This window comes from Hymenobacter sublimis (genome assembly GCF_023101345.1).
Classification (GTDB): domain Bacteria; phylum Bacteroidota; class Bacteroidia; order Cytophagales; family Hymenobacteraceae; genus Hymenobacter; species Hymenobacter sublimis.
The window spans coordinates 4030924-4048847 of record NZ_CP095848.1 but is presented as its reverse complement, the minus strand read 5'-3'; the positions used below and the strand labels follow the sequence as shown (position 1 = coordinate 4048847).

At 60.8% G+C, this 17924-nt stretch carries 13 protein-coding genes; 11 read left to right on the top strand and 2 right to left on the bottom strand.

The features are described 5' to 3' along the window. Window positions 1-108 precede the first annotated feature (108 nt). The 11 genes from MWH26_RS17005 to MWH26_RS16955 all read left to right on the top strand — a co-directional run bounded on the left by MWH26_RS17005 (window position 109) and on the right by MWH26_RS16955 (window position 14634). Window positions 109-1245 carry an alkene reductase gene (locus tag MWH26_RS17005; protein WP_247975211.1) on the top strand — a complete coding sequence of 379 codons (1137 nt, stop codon included), beginning with the start codon at window positions 109-111 and terminating at the stop codon, window positions 1243-1245. A gap of 461 nt (window positions 1246-1706) precedes the next feature. Beyond that, window positions 1707-2705 carry an SDR family oxidoreductase gene (locus MWH26_RS17000; RefSeq protein WP_247975210.1) on the top strand — a complete coding sequence of 333 codons (999 nt, stop codon included), beginning with the start codon at window positions 1707-1709 and terminating at the stop codon, window positions 2703-2705. Window positions 2706-2914: 209 nt separating this feature from the next. Next, complete coding sequence (locus MWH26_RS16995; RefSeq protein ID WP_247975209.1) at window positions 2915-3517, top strand: gluconate 2-dehydrogenase subunit 3 family protein; 603 nt, start codon at window positions 2915-2917, stop codon at window positions 3515-3517. A 132-nt stretch (window positions 3518-3649) separates the two neighbouring features. Then, window positions 3650-5341, top strand: a complete 1692-nt coding sequence (locus MWH26_RS16990; protein ID WP_247975208.1) for a GMC family oxidoreductase — start codon at window positions 3650-3652, stop codon at window positions 5339-5341. 93 nt (window positions 5342-5434) lie between these two features. Continuing rightward, window positions 5435-6772: a family 1 glycosylhydrolase gene (locus MWH26_RS16985; protein ID WP_247975207.1), complete on the top strand. Its 1338-nt coding sequence runs from the start codon at window positions 5435-5437 to the stop codon at window positions 6770-6772. 266 nt (window positions 6773-7038) lie between these two features. After that, on the top strand, window positions 7039-8481 hold the full coding sequence (locus MWH26_RS16980) for a M16 family metallopeptidase (protein WP_247975206.1): 1443 nt from the start codon (window positions 7039-7041) through the stop codon (window positions 8479-8481). A gap of 8 nt (window positions 8482-8489) precedes the next feature. Further along, window positions 8490-9965 (top strand): M16 family metallopeptidase, encoded by a 1476-nt coding sequence (locus tag MWH26_RS16975; protein ID WP_247975205.1) that lies wholly within the window; start codon window positions 8490-8492, stop codon window positions 9963-9965. A gap of 246 nt (window positions 9966-10211) precedes the next feature. Next, a complete protein-coding gene (locus tag MWH26_RS16970; RefSeq protein ID WP_247975204.1) occupies window positions 10212-10826 on the top strand; it encodes a TlpA family protein disulfide reductase in 615 nt (204 codons plus the stop codon). Window positions 10827-10909: 83 nt separating this feature from the next. Beyond that, complete coding sequence (locus MWH26_RS16965; RefSeq protein WP_247975203.1) at window positions 10910-11653, top strand: alpha/beta fold hydrolase; 744 nt, start codon at window positions 10910-10912, stop codon at window positions 11651-11653. Window positions 11654-11703: 50 nt separating this feature from the next. Next, on the top strand, window positions 11704-13713 hold the full coding sequence (gene pulA / locus MWH26_RS16960) for a type I pullulanase (protein ID WP_247975202.1): 2010 nt from the start codon (window positions 11704-11706) through the stop codon (window positions 13711-13713). Between the two features lie 87 nt (window positions 13714-13800). Further along, a complete protein-coding gene (locus MWH26_RS16955; RefSeq protein ID WP_247975201.1) occupies window positions 13801-14634 on the top strand; it encodes an MIP/aquaporin family protein in 834 nt (277 codons plus the stop codon). 239 nt (window positions 14635-14873) lie between these two features. Here MWH26_RS16955 and MWH26_RS16950 read toward each other — a convergent pair whose 3' ends face one another. Continuing rightward, window positions 14874-17210: a patatin-like phospholipase family protein gene (locus MWH26_RS16950; protein WP_247975200.1), complete on the bottom strand. Its 2337-nt coding sequence runs from the start codon at window positions 17208-17210 to the stop codon at window positions 14874-14876. Between the two features lie 203 nt (window positions 17211-17413). Next, complete coding sequence (locus tag MWH26_RS16945; RefSeq protein ID WP_247975199.1) at window positions 17414-17785, bottom strand: DMT family protein; 372 nt, start codon at window positions 17783-17785, stop codon at window positions 17414-17416. Between the last annotated feature and the right edge of the window lie 139 nt (window positions 17786-17924).

The following is a 17924-nucleotide window of genomic DNA, read 5'->3' as shown; positions in this document are numbered from 1 at the left end:
GAAGAACAGTTTTTGCTTTTTGTTAGGACGATGAAAACATTGGTGTATAGACATTAGTTGATGGGTGCTGAAACGGTACGTCATTGTTTCTCAACCATCGACTTCATCATGAGCCAAACCACCAATCTTTTCACGCCCGTGCAAGTGGGCGCGCTTTCCCTGCCCAACCGCTTTGCCATGGCGCCCATGACGCGCAGCCGGGCCACCAACCCCGCCAACGTACCCACCGACTCCGTTGTGACCTATTACGTGCAGCGGGCTACGGCTGGCCTCATCATTTCGGAAGGCTCGCAGGTGTCGCCCCAGGGCGTGGGCTACATCAACACGCCGGGTATTTACTCCGAGGAGCAGGTAGCCGGCTGGAAGAGAGTAACCGACGCCGTGCACGCCGCCGGGGGCCGCATATACATCCAGCTCTGGCACGTAGGCCGGGTGTCGCACCCTTTCTTCCATAAGGGTGAGCTGCCGGTTGCTCCCTCGGCCATCAAGCCGGAAGGCGCCAAAGCCTTTACCGGCCAGGGTTTCGAGGATGTGCCCACGCCGCGCGCCCTAGAGCTCAGCGAAATTCCGGGGGTAATCGACCAGTTCCGCCAGGCGGCTCGCAACGCCAAGCTGGCCGGCTTCGACGGGGCCGAAATCCACGGGGCCAACGGCTACCTGCTCGACCAGTTCATCCAGGACGGCTCCAACCAGCGCACCGACGAGTACGGCGGCAGCTTGGAAAACCGCACCCGTTTCGTGCTGGAAGTAGTGCAAGCGGTAGTCGATGAGCTGGGCGCCGACCGGGTGGGCATCCGCCTCTCGCCCCAGGGCAGCGCCAGCATCCACGATTCGAACCCAGTACGCACTTTTAGCTACGTTACCGAGCAGCTCAACCAGTTCAACCTGGCCTACCTGCACGTCATTGAGGCCCTGCCTGGTCACCCGATGGCGGCCAAGCCCGGCACTCCGGCCGTAGCCGCGCACCTACGCCAGATTTTCAACGGCACCTTCATCCTCAACGGTGGCTACACCCACGACACCGCCGACAAGGCCCTGGCTAACAACGAGGCCGACCTGATTGCCTTCGGAGTACCCTTCATTGCTAACCCCGACCTGGTGGAGCGCTTCCGCGTTGGGGCGGCTCTCAACACCCCTGACCCCAGCACCTTCTACGTGCCCGGTGACAAGGGCTACATCGACTACCCCGCCCTCCAAGACCAGGGCGCGGACGTGAAAGAGCCCGTTGATTACCAGAATAACTAAGCACTAACCTGCTCGTAATCTGCTATATAAAACCCGTCTCGGCGCAAGCAGGGGCGGGTTTTTATTTGAGCAATTAACCTCATTCCATTCCCGTTTGCCTCCCAGTGTCATCCTAAGCAGCGCGTAAACGATTGACGTAACAACGTCCTGTTCCTACGTGGTAAGGTCCTTGGCAAGCGCAGGATGACACTGGAGGCGAAGCGGGTTTTCGGTTTTGGGCTCAACGCACTGTAGGCCCGGCGGTCTGAAACTGCTTAACCTGGTTTTCCAGCCGCTACTGCCCCGACTTCTTGCTAACGTGTCACTTATTACCGCTTACCGCCGTGGCTTCCCTTCTCCTGAGGAGAGGGGGCTGGGGGTGAGGCCCCGCCAGAACGGCTGTTCCAACCAAGGGCATACCGGTTAGCTGTTGAGGTCGGAATCTGCGTAAGCAGAAACCTCAACTATACTTTGCTACCCAAATGGCTGCCAAGAAACCTTCTGCCTCATCTACTCCCGCTCCGTCGGCTGCTAAGGCCGCGCCGGGTAAAAAGTCGGCTGCCACGCCCGCCGCCACAAAAGCGGCCGCCGCTACCGAGGCACCCCAACCCGTGAAGCGGCCGACGGCCAAGGAAATGAAGGCGCACGCGCAGAAGCTGCCCTACCCCGCCCGGCAAGCCGATATGAAGCTGCAGCCGGCCATGGATTTCTCTACTTACCGAGCCGCGGGCAAGCTTCAAGACAAGATTGCGCTGGTGACCGGCGCTGATTCCGGCATCGGGCGGGCCGTGGCCGTGGCCTTTGCCATGGAAGGCGCCCACGTAGCGGTGCTCTACAACGAAAACACCCTGGACGCCGAAGAAACCAAGCGCCTTGTGGAAGCACAACACCGCCAGTGCCTGCTGCTACAGCTAGATGTGCGCGACCCAGAGCAGTGCAAGCAGGCCGTGCGCCTGACCCGCAAAGAGCTGGGCGGCCTGAACATTCTAGTCAACAATGCGGCCTTTCAGATGAGCGCCGAGAAGTTCGAGGATATATCCGAAGAGCAAATCCGGCGCACCTTCGATACCAACATTCTGGGCTACATCTGGATGGCGCAGGCCGCTATACCCCACCTTAAGCAGCATGACTGCATCATCAACACCGGCAGCATTGTGGGGCTTACCGGCATCCCGATTCTGGTGGATTACGCCTGTACCAAATCGGCCATTCATGCCCTCACCAAAAGCCTGGCAACCTACCTCGGCGAGAAAGGCATTCGGGTAAACTGCGTGGTGCCCGGCCCGGTCTGGACGCCCAACATCCCCGGCACCATGCCGCAGGAAGAAATTGAAAAGTTCGGCTACGAGGTAGCCCTAGCCCGCCCCGGCCAGCCCGAAGAGCTGGCCCCCGCCTACGTGCTGCTGGCCTCCCAGGACGGCTCGTTCATGACTGGCTCCTTGGTGCACGTTACGGGTGGTAAAATGAGCAGCGACCAGTAACGCCAGTCAACAGCCGCATGGTAGCCTTGCTGGCTTGTTGGGCGAGGCTTGGTGGGCCTAACGGGTTGGCGGCAAACGGGCCTTACGCGCAAAAGCATCTCATTTTTAAGTCAAAGAGGAGCTTTTATTGTTGAGTAGAAACCTTGCGTCAACCTAGCTCGTCAGGTAGGGCTACGTTCTTCTTGCTCACCGGCTGATTTCCGACCCGAATGGCTTCCCCTCACTACCCCGATGGCACCGTGCGCGCCCTGCTCCAAACCGACCTCGTGACGGAAGCTACCCGCGCCGCCCTGCTGCCCCGTCTGGATACCTCCGAGTACACGCCCCAGTTTTTTGATGAGGCTACGTACGAGCTCCTGCGGGCGGTAGCGGCGCGCATTTACCCTCAGCCGGAGCGCCCCGAGCCTATTGAACTAGCCCCGGTGGTAGATAAACGCCTGGCCCAGGGCGACTCCGATGGCTGGCGCTACGATGCCATGCCGCCCGACCGGGAAGCCTACCGTCTGGGCCTGGGGGGCATCAATCAGGCGGCTCAGGTTCTGTTTCAACGGCCTTTCGGGCACCTGTCTGAACCTCAGCAAGATCAGGTTGTGGCGGCCGTGGCTAACGGCACTGCTCCCGGCGAAAATTGGCAGCACCTGCCCATCGACCGGTTCTTTGAGGAGCTACTGGCCGAGCTGGCCGAGGCCTACTATTCCCATCCGCTGGCCCAGGAGGAAATTGGGTACGTGGGCATGGCCGACGTGCCCGGCTGGCACCGCATCGAACCTAACCAGCTGGAGGCCCGCGAGCCGGAGGAGGTGAAACCGTAAGCGGTTGAACAGTTGAGTTTTCCGTGCCACGAACCTAGGCAGTGTCAGTGGCGCAGCACACGCCGCTAGTCCAGAAAAGCCACTAGCTCACCAGCTTACCATTCCACCGTTTCATCATCTTACCTCTCCCTTATGCCCGACGAAGAAGTTCTGGAGGAAGGCGTTCTGAACCCCGCGAAGCCAGAAATACAGGATCCGTTGCTGAAAAGCATCTTGGCGGAAAACGGTGGTTTGCTCGCCCAGGCACCCGTTGAGCAGGAGCAGCCGGCCCCGCTGCCCGACCCCGTGGACGAAGTGGACTGCGTGGTGATTGGTACCGGAGCCGGCGGTGCGCCGCTGCTGGCCCGCCTGGCCATGGCCGGCCTGAAGGTAGTAGCCCTGGAAGCCGGCCCCCGCCGCGACCCTACCCGCGACTACGCCACCGACGAAAAAGCCCAGCACTTCCTGTTCTGGAACGATGAACGCCTGTCGGCGGGCCAGAACCCGGTAGCCTTTGGCAACAACAACTCCGGCACCGGCGTGGGCGGCTCCACCCTGCACTACACTGCCTACACGCCCCGCGCCCACCGCGACGACCTGCGCCTGTTCACCGACTTCGGCAAGGGGGTTGATTGGCCTTTTGGTGTGGAGGAGCTGGAGCCGTATTACGAGGAGCTGGAGCACTTTCTAGGCGTTAGTGGGCCCACGCCCTACCCCTGGGACCCGCCGCGTCGCACGGGCTACCCACTGGCGCCGCTTCCTCTGAACGGGGCCGCCTTACTCATGCAGAAAGCCTGCGCAGGCCTAGGCATTCAAACGTCGCCGGCTGCTAATGCGGCGCTGTCAGCGCGCTACTACCAGGAGGGGGTGGGCTGGCGCGAGGCTTGCACCAACCGGGGCTTCTGCCAGGCTGGCTGCAACCGCGGGGCCAAGGCCAGCATGGACGTCACCTTCCTACCCTTGGCCGAAGCCCACGGCGCCGAAATCAGGGCGGACGCTTTTGTAACCGAAATTGAGCGCGACGCCAAGGGCCGCGTGACGGCGGTAGTCTACACCCAATATGGGGAGCAAAAACGCCAGCGCTGCCGCCACTTGTTTCTGTGCGCCGGGGCCGTAGAAACGCCCCGCTTGCTGCTGCTCAACGAGCTGGCCCTGACTAGCGGGCAGGTCGGCAAAAACTTTATGGCCCACCCTGGTATGCAAGTCTGGGGCACGTTCGAGGAGGACATCCGGCCCTACAAGGGTATTCCGGGCGGGCTGATTTCAGAGGATACTCACCGGCCAACAGATGCCGATTTTGTGGGCGGCTACCTGCTCCAAAGCATTGGCGTGATGCCCGTTACGTTTGCCTCTCAAATGGCCCGCAAGCGCAAGCTCTGGGGCCAGCCCCTGCGCGACTACATGCGCAGCTATAACCATACCGCCGGCATCAACATTCTCGGCGACTGTCTGCCCCACGAGAACAACTTTCTGGAACTGGCCGACGAAAAAGACGTGCGTGGCTTGCCCAAGCCGCGCGTGCATTTCACGGCCCAGGAAAACGAGCAGCGCATGAACGCCCACGCCGAAAAGCTCATGCGCCAGATTTGGGAGGCCGCCGGCGCCCGCGACATCTGGGCCTATGAGCGGTACGCCCACACCATTGGCACGGCCCGCATGGGCCTCTCCGGCGATGACGCGGTAGTTAACCCCGAAGGCCGTGCCTTCGATGTGCCCAACCTCTACATCTGCGACAACTCCGTGTTTCCCAGCGCCCTCAGCGTTAATCCGGCCCTTACCATCATGGCCCTGAGCCTGCGCACCGCCGACAAATTCCTGGCCGCCCAGCAGCGGCTGGATAGGTGATTTCTGTTGTCGGGTGCCAGCTGTCAGTTGTCAGCATATGCCCATTTTCAACGCACTCTGTACCAACAACTGCCACCTGACCCCTATTGCCCAATGGCTAAAAGCTTCTTAACCCACATCAAAGACAACTTCGGCGACGGCCTGTACGAGGGCGACGAGCATGGCGGCGCGGCGGGGCATGATGGCAGCGGCCTACCTACTGGCAACGCGGGTAACTTCATGTTTGCCACCGGCATTGAGTGCTCGTACCCCACCATTGCCAACGGCACCATTCGGCGCGATTTGCTGGCCGAAACTGACCATTACACTCGGTATAAGGAAGATCTGGCCTTGGTTAAGGAATTGGGGCTCAAAGTGCTGCGCTACAACCTGCCCTATTACCTGATTCATAAGGCGCCGGGCCGGTTCGACTGGGACTTTGCCGACAAGGCCATGGCCGAAATCAAGCGCCTGGGCATCACGCCCATTCTGGACCTGATGCACTTCGGCGTGCCCGACTGGATTGGTAACTTTCAGAACCCGGAGTTGCCGGTACACTTCGCGGAGTACTGCGGAGCCGTGGCCCGCCGCTACCCCTGGGTGCGCTTTTATACTCCCGTCAACGAGATTTACGTCACGGCCCGGGCCTCCGCCAAGGATGGTATCTGGAACGAGCAACTCCGCGACGACCGAGCCTTTATTACGGCCATGAAGCACATTGCGGCGGCCAGCATCATGGGCAACCAGCAGATTGCCAAGTACCGCCCCGACTGTATTATTGTGCAAAGTGAATCGGCGGAGTATGTGCACGAGATGCGCGCCGTGCCGACCCCGGAAATCTGCCTGCTTAATAAGCTGCGGTTCCTGTCCTTGGACTTGCTTTACGCCCACCCCATCGACTCGGAAGTGCTGATATACTGCCTTGATAATGGCCTGACCCGCCAGGAGCTGGACTGGTTTATGGCCGGGGAGCCGCCTGGCTACCAAATCATGGGCAACGACTACTACGGGCGTAACGAGCGGATTATCAAGCCCAACGGCGACTGGTGCGCGGCCGAAGACGTGCTGGGTTGGTACACCATGACGCGCCAATACTACGAGCGGTACCGCAAGCCCGTGATGCACACCGAAACCAACACCTTCAACGCCAAAGACGCCGAATGCTGGCTCTGGAAGCAATGGGTGAACGTGCAGCGCATCCGTCAAGATGGCGTGCCCGTGGTTGGTTTCACCTGGTACAGCCTCCTCGACCAACTCGATTGGGACATCAGTCTGGCCGAGAAGCGCCTGAGCGTCAATGCCTGCGGCCTTTATGACCTCGACCGGAAGATCAGGCCCGTGGGGGAGAGCTACAAAATGATGATCCGCGAATTCGGCCAAATCACCATCATGCCCCACGGCGAAATGTTTGAATTCACCACTCGCCCCGCCACGCTGAAAGTGGAGAAATAAGGTTGGCTGCTAGAAGGGTAGCTAGGCGTTCGTTTCCGGAGGCAACGAGCCAGGCCCTTCTTGCTGGAATACAGGCAAGCCACCGATAGGAAGTTATCGGGCTTACCCTGGCTGGGTATTCATTGACGAAAACCGGCCGCCAATACCCGGCTGTGCCCGGTTTGTTGATTATTTGTTTTCCTTATATAGAGTAGGATTAATTCTTTGCGGCAGATTGTGTAGGTTGTGGCCAATCCCGGATACTTCACCACTCCTACCTGTTGATTATGAAACCACTACCCCCGATAGGTTATGCCCTGAGTTGGGGCACGGCCTTCCTGCTGACCCTTGGTGCCTGCAGCCCCAAGGCTACCTCCGTGGCTACGACCAGCACTACCCCGTCGCCTACCGCTGAGGCCGCCCCCACCCAGGCAGTAACGTCGTCTTTTCAGATTCCGGTGGAGTACTACACCCTGCCGAACGGGCTGAAAGTCGTTCTTTCTCCTGACCACACCGCCCCAACGGCCACGGTAGCGGCGTACTATAACATTGGGTTTCGCAACGAGCCCCGTAACCGTACCGGCTTTGCGCATTTGTTTGAGCACCTGATGTTTCAGGGCTCCCAGAACCTGGGCAAGATGGAATTTATTCAGCTGATTCAGAAAAACGGCGGCATTCTGAACGGCTCTACCCGCTTCGACTTTACCAACTATTTTGAGGTAGTGCCCGCCCACAAGCTGGAAACCATGCTGTGGGCCGAGGCCGACCGCATGCGCGGGCTGGCCATCACGCAAGCCAACCTGACCAACCAGCAGGGGGTAGTGAAAAACGAGGTGCGCGTGAACGTGCTCAACCAGCCCTACGGCGGCTTTCCGTGGCTGGACATGCCCCAGTACGCCAACAAAAATTGGAACAACGCCCACAACTTCTACGGCGACCTGAAAGACCTCGACGCCGCTACCCTCGAGGACGCCCAGCAGTTCTTTAAAACCTATTACGCCCCCAACAACGCCGCCCTGGCCGTCGTCGGCGACTTTGAACCGACCGAAGCCAAAGCCTGGGTGCAGAAGTACTTCGGGGGGATTCCGGCCGTGGCCCAGCCGCCCAAGCCCGACCTCACGGAGCCCCGCCAGGAAAAGGAACAGCGCTTCACCAAGGACGATAAGCTGGCCACCAAGCCTGCCCTGGCCTTTGCCTACCACATGCCCGAGCGCAACACCCCCGAGTATTACGCCCTCATCCTGCTCGACCAGATTCTGCTGCAGGGCAAAGACTCCCGCCTCTACCAGGCTATGGTGCAGAAGCGCGGCCTCACCGACGACGTGAGCGGAGGCATCAACTACCTCGGCAATGCCTTCAACTATGCCGGCCCCATGCTCTGGATGGGCAACCTGACCTACGACCAGACCGTGAAGTCGGACTCCGTAGTGAGTGTGCTGGACCAGGAAATCAACCGCTTGGCCAAAGGCGGCATCGACCAATCGACCCTGGATTTGGCGGTAGTCAAGCTCCGCTCTACCCTCTACGACCAGCTTTCCGGCTCCGACAACTTCGGGCGGGCCGACATGCTAGCGGCCTTTGCCTTGTTTGATAACAATCCGGCCCGCATCAATACGCTCGAAGGCGAGTTCCGCAAAATCACGCCCGAGGTCATGCAGCGCACCATTCAGGAGTACCTGCGGCCCACCAACCGGACCATTGTTGTTGTAAACCCACTGGCTAAAAGTTAACCCGACTTATGAAAACGCTCTATTTCGGGTTGCTCAGCGCCGCCCTCCTAACGAGTACCGCACCTGCAGTTCTCGCCCAAACTAAACCCGCCAGCAAACCAGCCGCCAAAGCCACGACGGCAGCCAAGCCAGTTGCCGCCCCAGTCCCGGCAACGCCCAAGGAAACCCCGCCGCCCGGTGGCACGCCCCGTGATTTTGCCCTGCCAGCCAAGGAAGAGTTTGAGCTACCCAATGGGCTTTCGGCCAAGCTAGTACCCTACGGCCAGGTGCCCAAAGTGACGATGATGGTAGCCATTCAGGCCGGTAACGTGCACGAAGCCCCTGACCAAGTAGGCATTGCCGACGTGCTGGGCAAGCTCCTGAACGAAGGCACCAACACGCTCAACGCCACCCAGCTAGCCGATAAGGTAGCGCGCATGGGCGGCTCCCTCAACGTTTCAGTGGGCCAAGACCAAACCATGCTGTGGGCTTCCTGCCTCTCGGAGTACGCGCCTGAGCTGGCTACGCTGCTAGCCGATGTGGTGCAGCACCCCGCCCTGCCGGCCAGTGAGTTGCCCCGCATCAAGGCGGACTTTAAGCGCCAGATGAATCTGGCCCGCGCTCAGCCCGGCACTCAGGCCCGCCAAAAGTTCACCGCCTCCCTCTACGGTAGCCACCCCTACGGCCGCCCCCTGCCCACGGATGCCGCCATTGATGCCCTGACCCTGGAGCAGGTAAAAGCCTTCTACCAGAACCAGTACGGGGCCCAGCGCACCAGCGTGTACGTGGCCGGTAAGTTCGACCAGGGTGCTCTGCGCCAGGCCATTACCAAAAGCTGGAGCGAGTGGGCAAAAGGCCCGGTGCCCCACATTGAAATTGCCAAAGCCCAAATCCGGCCCGATGTGCTGACCCTGGACCGGCCCAGCGCGCCCCAGTCTACCATCGTCATTGGGATGCCCGTCGTGGACCCCTCGCACCCCGACTACATGAAGGTGCGGGTAATGAATTCCTTGCTTGGCGGCTCGTTCGGCTCGCGCATTACGCGCAATATCCGTGAGGACAAGGGCTATACTTACTCGCCCTACAGCTTCGTAGAAACCCATTACCGTGCCGGCAACTGGAGCCAAAACGCCGACGTGACCACCCAGGAAACCGGCAACTCGCTCAAGGAAATCGTGTACGAGATTGAGCGCCTGCAGAAAACCCCGCCCACTACTGAGGAGCTGAAAGGCATCCAGAACTACGAGTCGGGTTTGTTTGTACTGCGCAACTCCACGCCGGGCGGCATCATCGGCCAGCTTAACACCCTGGACCTGCACGGCCTCCCCGATTCTTACCTCACGGAGCAGGTCAAGAACATCAACGCCGTGACGCCCCAGCAAGTCAGCGAAACCGCCCGCAAATACGTGCGCCCCGAAGCCATGACCATCGTGGTAGTCGGCGACAAGAAAATCATCGACCCTCAAATCAAAAAATTCCAGGCCACGCGGAAGAAAGCCATGTAAAGCCCTCTAGGCGCAGGCCTGCGGGCAGCTAGGAGCATCCCAGGCGGCAGTGCCCAGCCGCCACCGCTCTTCGCCAAACTACCTACTACACACGGCCGCCCCGGGCATCGGGAGCGGCCGTGTGTAGTTTTACGCGCCAAACTTTCTTCTCCGGTCACGCTTTACCCGAACCGGTAGCGCCGGTCGGTGGCGGGGTAGGCGGCAGTGGCGCTATCTTGCTGCACTCAGCACCCGACAACCCATCCTATGCAATTTTCAAAGCCGACAGCAAGTACGCTAATCCAGTGGATGGGGCTCATTGCCTTGCTGGTGGTTCTCTTTACTGATTTGCGCACGCCAGTACTCGGTGGGGTGCAGCGGGGGCTACTGGCTACCGGCTTGTGGCGGCCAACCCTGCCTGCGCCCGCGCCTATGCCCCGCGCCCAACCCACGGCCGGCACCTACCCGCACAACGTGCCCCTGCTGACCTTGGATGGCAAGCCGGCCAACCTGCGCGACTTGCAGGGCAAGGTACTTCTGGTGAACCTGTGGGCTAGCTGGTGCCCGCCTTGCGTGGCCGAAATGCCTAGTTTGCAGAAGCTTTATAACCAAGTAGATAAGCGAAAAGTGGCGTTCGTGATGATTTCGTTTGACCAGAATCCGGAGAAGGCGCGCCGTCTGATGGCTCGCAAGGGCTACACCTTTCCTGCCTATTTTCCCGCCGCCCCGCTACCCCCGGCCTTCGAGTCTGAGTCAATTCCGACCACCATTATCGTGGGGCCTGATGGGCAGATTGCGGCCCGTCACGAGGGCATGGCCGACTATGACACATCCGAGTTCCGGGCGGCCCTGGAGAAACTTGCGGGTTCCGCCCGGCTGTAACCCAGTACGCCTACGTACAGCAGCTACCCCGTTTGCGGCCCGCAAGCTCAGCCGTGCGGGCCACCTACCTTGCTACATCAACTATGCCTGCTGTTCTTCCCGCGCTTACTTTTATTGGCCTGCACTACTGGGCCGGCTCCGGCCGCGCCTTTCAACCAGTGGCCGATTTGCTAGCCCCCGACTACCCCTTGTTAGCGCCTGATCTGCTGGGCTTTGGTGCGGCGCCGGAGCCTATCGTCAGTAGCTATTCGGTGGGGGCGTATGCCCGGCAGGTGGAAAGCTTCATTGCCGAGAATGAGGTAGGGCGCTACGTGCTGGTGGGCCACAGCATGGGTGGCAAAATTGCCCTGGCCCTAGCCGCCCACCAACCCGCCGGCCTAGTTGGGGTGGCCCTGCTGAGCCCCTCGCCGCCCAGCCCGGAGCCCATGACCGATGCCGACCGAATGGCCAGCCTGCGGGCCTATGGCAAGCGCCCGGAAGCCGAAAAAACCTTCCAGAAAATAACCGTCCGCACCCTGCCCGAGCCTCTGCACCAGCAAATTCTGGACGATAATCTGCGCAGCACCCGCCTGGCCTGGGATGCCTGGCTACTACACGGCAGCCGCGAGGACCTCAGCGCCCAGATGGGCAACGTGCGCGTGCCCTGCACCATCATCGTCGGCGACCAGGATGATGTGATGTCACCGTCGGTGCACGGGCTGGAAACACTACCCCTGCTGCCCGTGGGCACGCCCCTGGAAATTATTGGCGGTGCCGGCCATCTGCTACCCTACGAAGCACCCGAGGAAGTTGCCGAGCTGCTGCGGGCCTTTGCCCACCGGTTGTAGCCCCGCACCGGCGCTTCGCGCTCCACGCCAAAATGCCGAACTTGGGGCCTATGAAGTTTCGGTCTGTCCTTACCCTAGTGCTTGCCGTGAGCACCCTCACCACCTGCCGCACCGCCCGCGTCGCGGATACTTACGCCTTGCTGCCTACCTACGAAGGGCCCGACCTCGGCCTGACCTTTACCCGGGGCCAGGCCCGCCTGCGGGTGTGGGCGCCCACGGCCGAAAAGCTCCAATTGAAGCTGTATGCCGAGGGCACTGGCGGCGCGCCCGTGGCCGAGTACGCCATGCAAAAATCGACGGGCGGCACCTGGCTGTACACCTTGCCGGCCCAGCCGGCGGGGCAATTTTACGTGGTGCAAGCCACCATCAAGGGCCGGCAAATGGCGGAGGTGCCCGACCCCTACGTGCACGCCGTGGGCCTGAACGGGCAACGCGGCGCCCTGCTCGACCCCGCTACCGTGAGTCCGGCCCGGTGGGAAGAGGACCTGCGCCCCCAGCTGAAACAAGCCACCGACATCGTCATCGGAGAAGCCCACGTGCGCGACCTGTCCATGCACCCCCAATCCGGCATTCAGCACAAGGGCAAGTACCTGGGCGTAGCGGAGGCCGGTACCCGCGGCCCCGCCGGCGTGAAGACGGGCCTCGACCACCTCACGGAGCTGGGCATCACCCACCTGCACCTACTGCCCGTTAATGATTTTGCTTCCATTGATGAAAGCAAGCTGAGCGAAAACCGCTACAACTGGGGCTACGAGCCGCTGCACTACTCCGTGCCGGAAGGCTCCTACGCCACCAACCCTGCCGACCCCGCCGCCCGCATCCGGGAGTTAAAGCAAGTAACCCAAGCCCTGCACGGGCGGGGCCTGCGGCTGATTCTGGATGTAGTGTACAACCACACCACCGACGTTGCCCGCACCTCCTTTGAGCAGCTCGTGCCCGGCTACTACTACCGCCATAACCCCGACGGCTCCTTATCTGATGCGGCGGCCTGCGGCAACGAAATTGCCTCCGAGCGGCCCATGGTGCGCAAGCTCATTGTGGAATCGGTGGTGTACTGGGCCCGCGAGTACCACGTCGATGGGTTTCGGTTTGACTTGATGGGCATCCTGGATTTGCGCACCATGCGGGCCCTGCGCGTGGCCCTCGACCAGATTGACCACAGCATCTTCCTATACGGGGAGGGCTGGACGGCCCGCCCGAGCCCATTGCCCGAAGCCGAGCGGGCCGTGAAAGCCAACGTAGGCAAGCTGGACCGCATTGCCGCTTTCGGCGACGAGCTGCGCGACGGGGTGAAAGGCGGCGTGTCGCGCCCCGCCGACCCGGGCTTTGTGGGCGGACAGCCAGGGCAGGAGGAAAGCGTGAAGTTTGGCATTGTGGGCGCTACCCAACACCCGCAGCTCGACTACAACAAGGTAAATTACGCCAAAGCGCCCTGGGCCACTACCCCCGCCCAAGCCATCAACTACGTGGCCTGCCACGATGACCGCCTACTCTGGGACGAGCTGACCGTGGGTAACCCCGGCGCTTCGGAAGCCGAGCTCATCAAGCTGGATTTGCTTAGCAACACCATTGTATTCACCTCCCAAGGCGTGCCCTTCCTGCCCATCGGCGACGAGTTTCTGCGTACCAAAGGCGGCTCCCATAACTCCTACAACCAGCCCGACAGCGTCAACCAACTCGACTGGGCCCGCAAGGCGCAGTACTCGCGCGTCTATGAATTTTACCGCCAGCTACTTGCCCTGCGCCGCGCTCATCCGGCCTTCCGGCTACCTACCCAGGCCCTGGTTCAGCAACATCTGGAGTTCCTGCCCAACTTGCCGGCCACTACCATCGGCTACCAACTGAAAGATCATGCCGGCGGCGACGCGTGGCGTACCATTGTGGTGCTGTTCAACGGCAACCGCCAGGCCGCCCGCCTACCCATTCCGGGTGGCCGCTACTCCGTGGTAGTGGCTGAGGACCAAATCAATCCCCAGGGAATAAGGACGGTAGAGGGCGCCGGCGAAACCATGACGGTAGAAGTGTCTGCCTCCTCGGCCCTGATTCTGGTGCAACCCTAGGCCCTGACTGCCCCGCTAGCTCAGCTCGACGGTAGTAACCGCGCGGGGCTGGCGGCGTTTCACTAGGCTAGTCCCACTTCCCACTGCATGTCCGTATCGTTCGCTGCCCGCCTGCTTGCCGCCCTGCGCCGTCATTGGGCGCATTACCTGGCGGAAGCGGCGGGCATTGCTTTTTTCATGACCTGCGCCGCCCTGCTGACAACTGGGCTGGAGCACCCGGCCTCCCCGTTGCACCAAGCATTGCGCAGCCAGGAGCAGGTGCGGCACTGGTTGCTAGGTCTGAGCATGGGCCTAGTGGTGGTACTGATTGTCTACAGCCCCTGGGGCAAGCGTTCCGGAGCCCACATCAACCCCGCCGTTACGCTGGGTTTCTGGCAGTTAGGCAAGCTGCGCACCCCCGATGCCATCTGGTACGTGCTATTTCAGGTGGCCGGCGCGCTAGGAGCGGGGCAACTCCTGAAGGGGGCGTTGGGCTCCCTCTACGCCCACCCAAGCGTCAACTTCACCGTAACCCAGCCCGGACCGCAGGGGGAGTTTCTGGCCTTTGCCGCCGAGTTCATCATCTCCTTTATTTTGATGGTTGTGCTGCTGGCCGCCTTGCACTCGGCCACCTGGAAAAAGCGGGCCGGCTGGCTGATCGGCGCTCTACTGGCGCTTTACATTGTTTTTGAAACGCCCTACTCCGGAATGAGCCTGAACCCCGCGCGCACCCTGGGCTCGGCGGTAGCCGCCGGAAGTTACCGGGGCCTGTGGCTGTACTGGGTAGCGCCGCCCCTGGCCATGTGGCTGGCCACGGTGCTGTTCCGCCGCTTGTACCACGGTGAAGACCTCGACTGCGCCATCCTGGCCGGCTGCACGCCCGGCCCCTCCTCGCCCCACACCCCCGGCGAGGAGCCGCCAGTTTATCCGGAAGAGAAGTGAAAGGGTGAGATGGTGAGATGGTGAGGTGGTGAGTTCGTGCATGAGTGATTGAAGCACTGTGTCATGGCGAGGAGGCACGACGACGCCATCCTTTCTCTCCTTGTGACAAGCCTGATAATGCAACAAGCCCTCACTTCCAGCACGGAGGTAAGGGCTTGTCACTTCTTAAGGGTAACCCATTGGCCAGGACAGATGGCCTCGTCGTGCCTCCTCGCCATGACAACTCACCATTTCACCATTTACTCCAATGACCGGTCGCGGAAGAGGACGTAGCCGATGTGGGCGAAGACACCGAAACGGTGGTTTGGGTCGTCGTAGTGGATGGCTTGTACGGAGAGCGGGCCGACGGGCGTCTGGTAGACGAGGCCGGTCATGAAGGTGAGGTAGGGGCGGCTTACGCTGTTGGAACGGCGTACCAGCACGGGATTGTCGTAGGCTTGTTTCCAGGGGCGCACTAGCACGTGTGCAAACGCCTCCGAGCGCCATTCTACGCCCCGGAAAACGCCTTTCACATAGCGCAGGCCGGCACCAGCATAAGCTGTGCCCCGGTAATTGTCCAGGAACAAGGTGCGGGAGTCGGGCAGGGGGAGAAAAGCGGCGGAGGTCGTCAGGGAAGAGCGGTAGGTAGCAAACGCGCCCTGGGTGCTGGCCACGGCATCGAGCAGGTAGCCCCAGGCGTTGGTTTTGGCCCCCACGGAATCCGTTTTACTTAGCGAGAAATACTGCTCCACAAACAAGGAGCCCTTCACCCAGCGCTGGTTTTTGGTCCGGCCCTCTACCTCGTTGGCGGTAGTGCCGGGGTCGTATTTTTCCTGGCCCGTGATGCCACGCAGCGCAAACTCAGCCCGGCGGCCTTTGGTAGCGTACTGGCGAGCATTCAAGGAGTTGCGCTCGAAGCGGAGGCCGGCCGTAATGCCCTGAAACCGGTTCAGGTCCAGCTCATCGGTGCTGCTTACCTCGCTGGTATTGGCAAACCGGTCGCGGTTGGTAAAGGCGCCGATGTCGAGCACGTAGCGGCTGCGGTAGTTGGGGCTGATGCCAATGTTAAGGGCCGTTTTCAGGTCGCGCTGCACCAGCTGGCTGGTTTCGGCATTCTGCCCAAGCAGGCCGCCGGTATCCTGGTAGTTCAGGTTGTTGAAGGTGACAATGGGCTCAAAGTACAGCGGAACCTGGCCGGGCACGCTTACCCGGAATGAGCCCTGCACGGCGTTGTAAAAGCGGCCCACCGTGGCATTGGCCCGCACCGTATAGAGGTAGCGGCTCAGGTAGCGGTAGGCGCCGCCCAGGTAAAAGTTGCTCATGGAGCGTGAGGAAAGCAGCACGCCTAAGTCGGCGGTAAGGTTGTTGGCCTGGCGCGCGTCAATGCTCAGTCCGTAGCCTTTCTGCTCCTCTGAGTACCGGATGCGCGGGTACACGTTGGTAAAGAAGTCGTTGCTGACAAGGCGGAAGTAGCCTTCTTCCACGTCGCTGGGGGTGTAGGTAGAGCCGCTACGCTGGAAAAAACGGCGCACAAACTCCTGCTGCTGCCGGGGCAGGCCCTGCACGGTAATGCGGGTGAAATCGGGTTTGGGGGCGCGCTGCTGGAACGCAAGGCGGCGCTGCTGCAAGGCTACGGTGTCTTCGCGGCGCTGAATACGCTGCAGGGTAAGGGCCAGCTTTTCTTCAGTGGCTTGCTCGCCCAAGGCAATCAGGCGCTTCACCCGCCCAAAGTCGGCGGCGGTGTAATCTGTTATATCCGGCTGAATAAAAATGCCGTTCGGGCCCACCGAAAGGGTGTCAGCGGCATTAGAACCCAAAAAGACGAGAGTACTGGTTAACAACTGGTCGTCCTTTTCCTTGGGGTATTTGCGGTAGGCTACGTCGCCCACGTTCACCCCAATGATGATGTCAGGCTTGAATTCCTGCCGAATAACGCCGGTCGGGAAGTTGTCGACCACGGCCCCGTCGAAGAGGTAGCGCCCGTCTTCCTGGCGAATGGGGCGGAAAGCCAGCGGAAACGCCATGGAGTTACGCACGGCATCGGAGAGGGAGCCACTGCGCTGCACTACCTTTTGACGGGTAAATACCTCGGAGGCCACGGCCCGGTAGGGCACGAATAAGTTATCGAAGTTGTAATTGGATATGGCGCCGGCCGGGGCCAGCATGGTTGCCAGCACGTAGTTCAGGGTAGCGTCGTTGATAATGCGCGGCGTAACGCGGGTGCGAAACGCCGTATCGATGGACAAGCCCAGATGCAGAGCCGCCGGCGAGGGGTCAGCATCGTAGAAGTTGAACACTTTGCCTTCGAGGGGGCGGTTGGCCACCCAGTCCTGAAACTCGGGCTTAAGCACAATTTCCTCGATTTCGCGGGGCGAATAACCGGCCGCGTACATGCCGCCCACAATGGCGCCCATGCTGGTGCCCACAATGTAGTCAATAGGGATTCGGTTCTTCTCCAGCACCTTCAGCACGCCCACGTGGGCCAGGCCCTTAGCCCCGCCTCCGCTGAGCACGAGGCCCACCTTCTGGGCCTGAACGGCGTGTATGCTCAGCAACCACAGGAAAAGCAACGCTACAGCATTGTATTTTTTCGACATAAAGTCAGGGGAATAAAACGTGAAAGGCCCCAGCTATGGGGCGCGTTTCCTACGCATACGCAGAAGCGGAGTTGCCGACAGCCCGGCGAAAAGCAGCGGCTGCCCGCTCAACCGTGCCTGGGGCTGGCTAGCGTGGCAAGCTCCGCCTTACAGTGGTGGCTTCGGCTCCTACTTAGCTGCTTGGTGCTACCCCCGCCTCCGGCTTACCACTTTTTGAAAATGACGTACACGGCTGCCACTAGTAAGGCAAAGCCAACTAGGTGGTTCCAGGCGAGTTTGTCGGTTTTGAAGATGAAAACGGCGCAGAGCGTAAACACCGTCAGGGAAACTACCTCCTGAATGACTTTGAGCTGAAATAGGCTGAAGGGCCCTCCGTTTTCCTCGAATCCGATGCGGTTGGCCGGCACCTGAAACACATACTCAAAGAAAGCTAGTCCCCAGCTAATCAGGATAACGCCCACTAGCCCCAGCCCATGCAACCAGCTGATTTTCTTGAACTGCAGGTGGCCGTACCAAGCAAACGTCATGAACAAGTTGGAAATCAGCAGCAGGGCAATGGTGGTAAAGCTTTTCATGAGGCGCGGCAGAAGCAGTTGGTCAGGCAAAGGAAACAGCTACGCAAACATCTACTCCTTTGCACCAAGAATCGTTTTTGAGCATGTCAAGCCCTGTGAGCCGTCAGCCCAAAGCACGCGTCCTGCTGAGGCGCAGCCG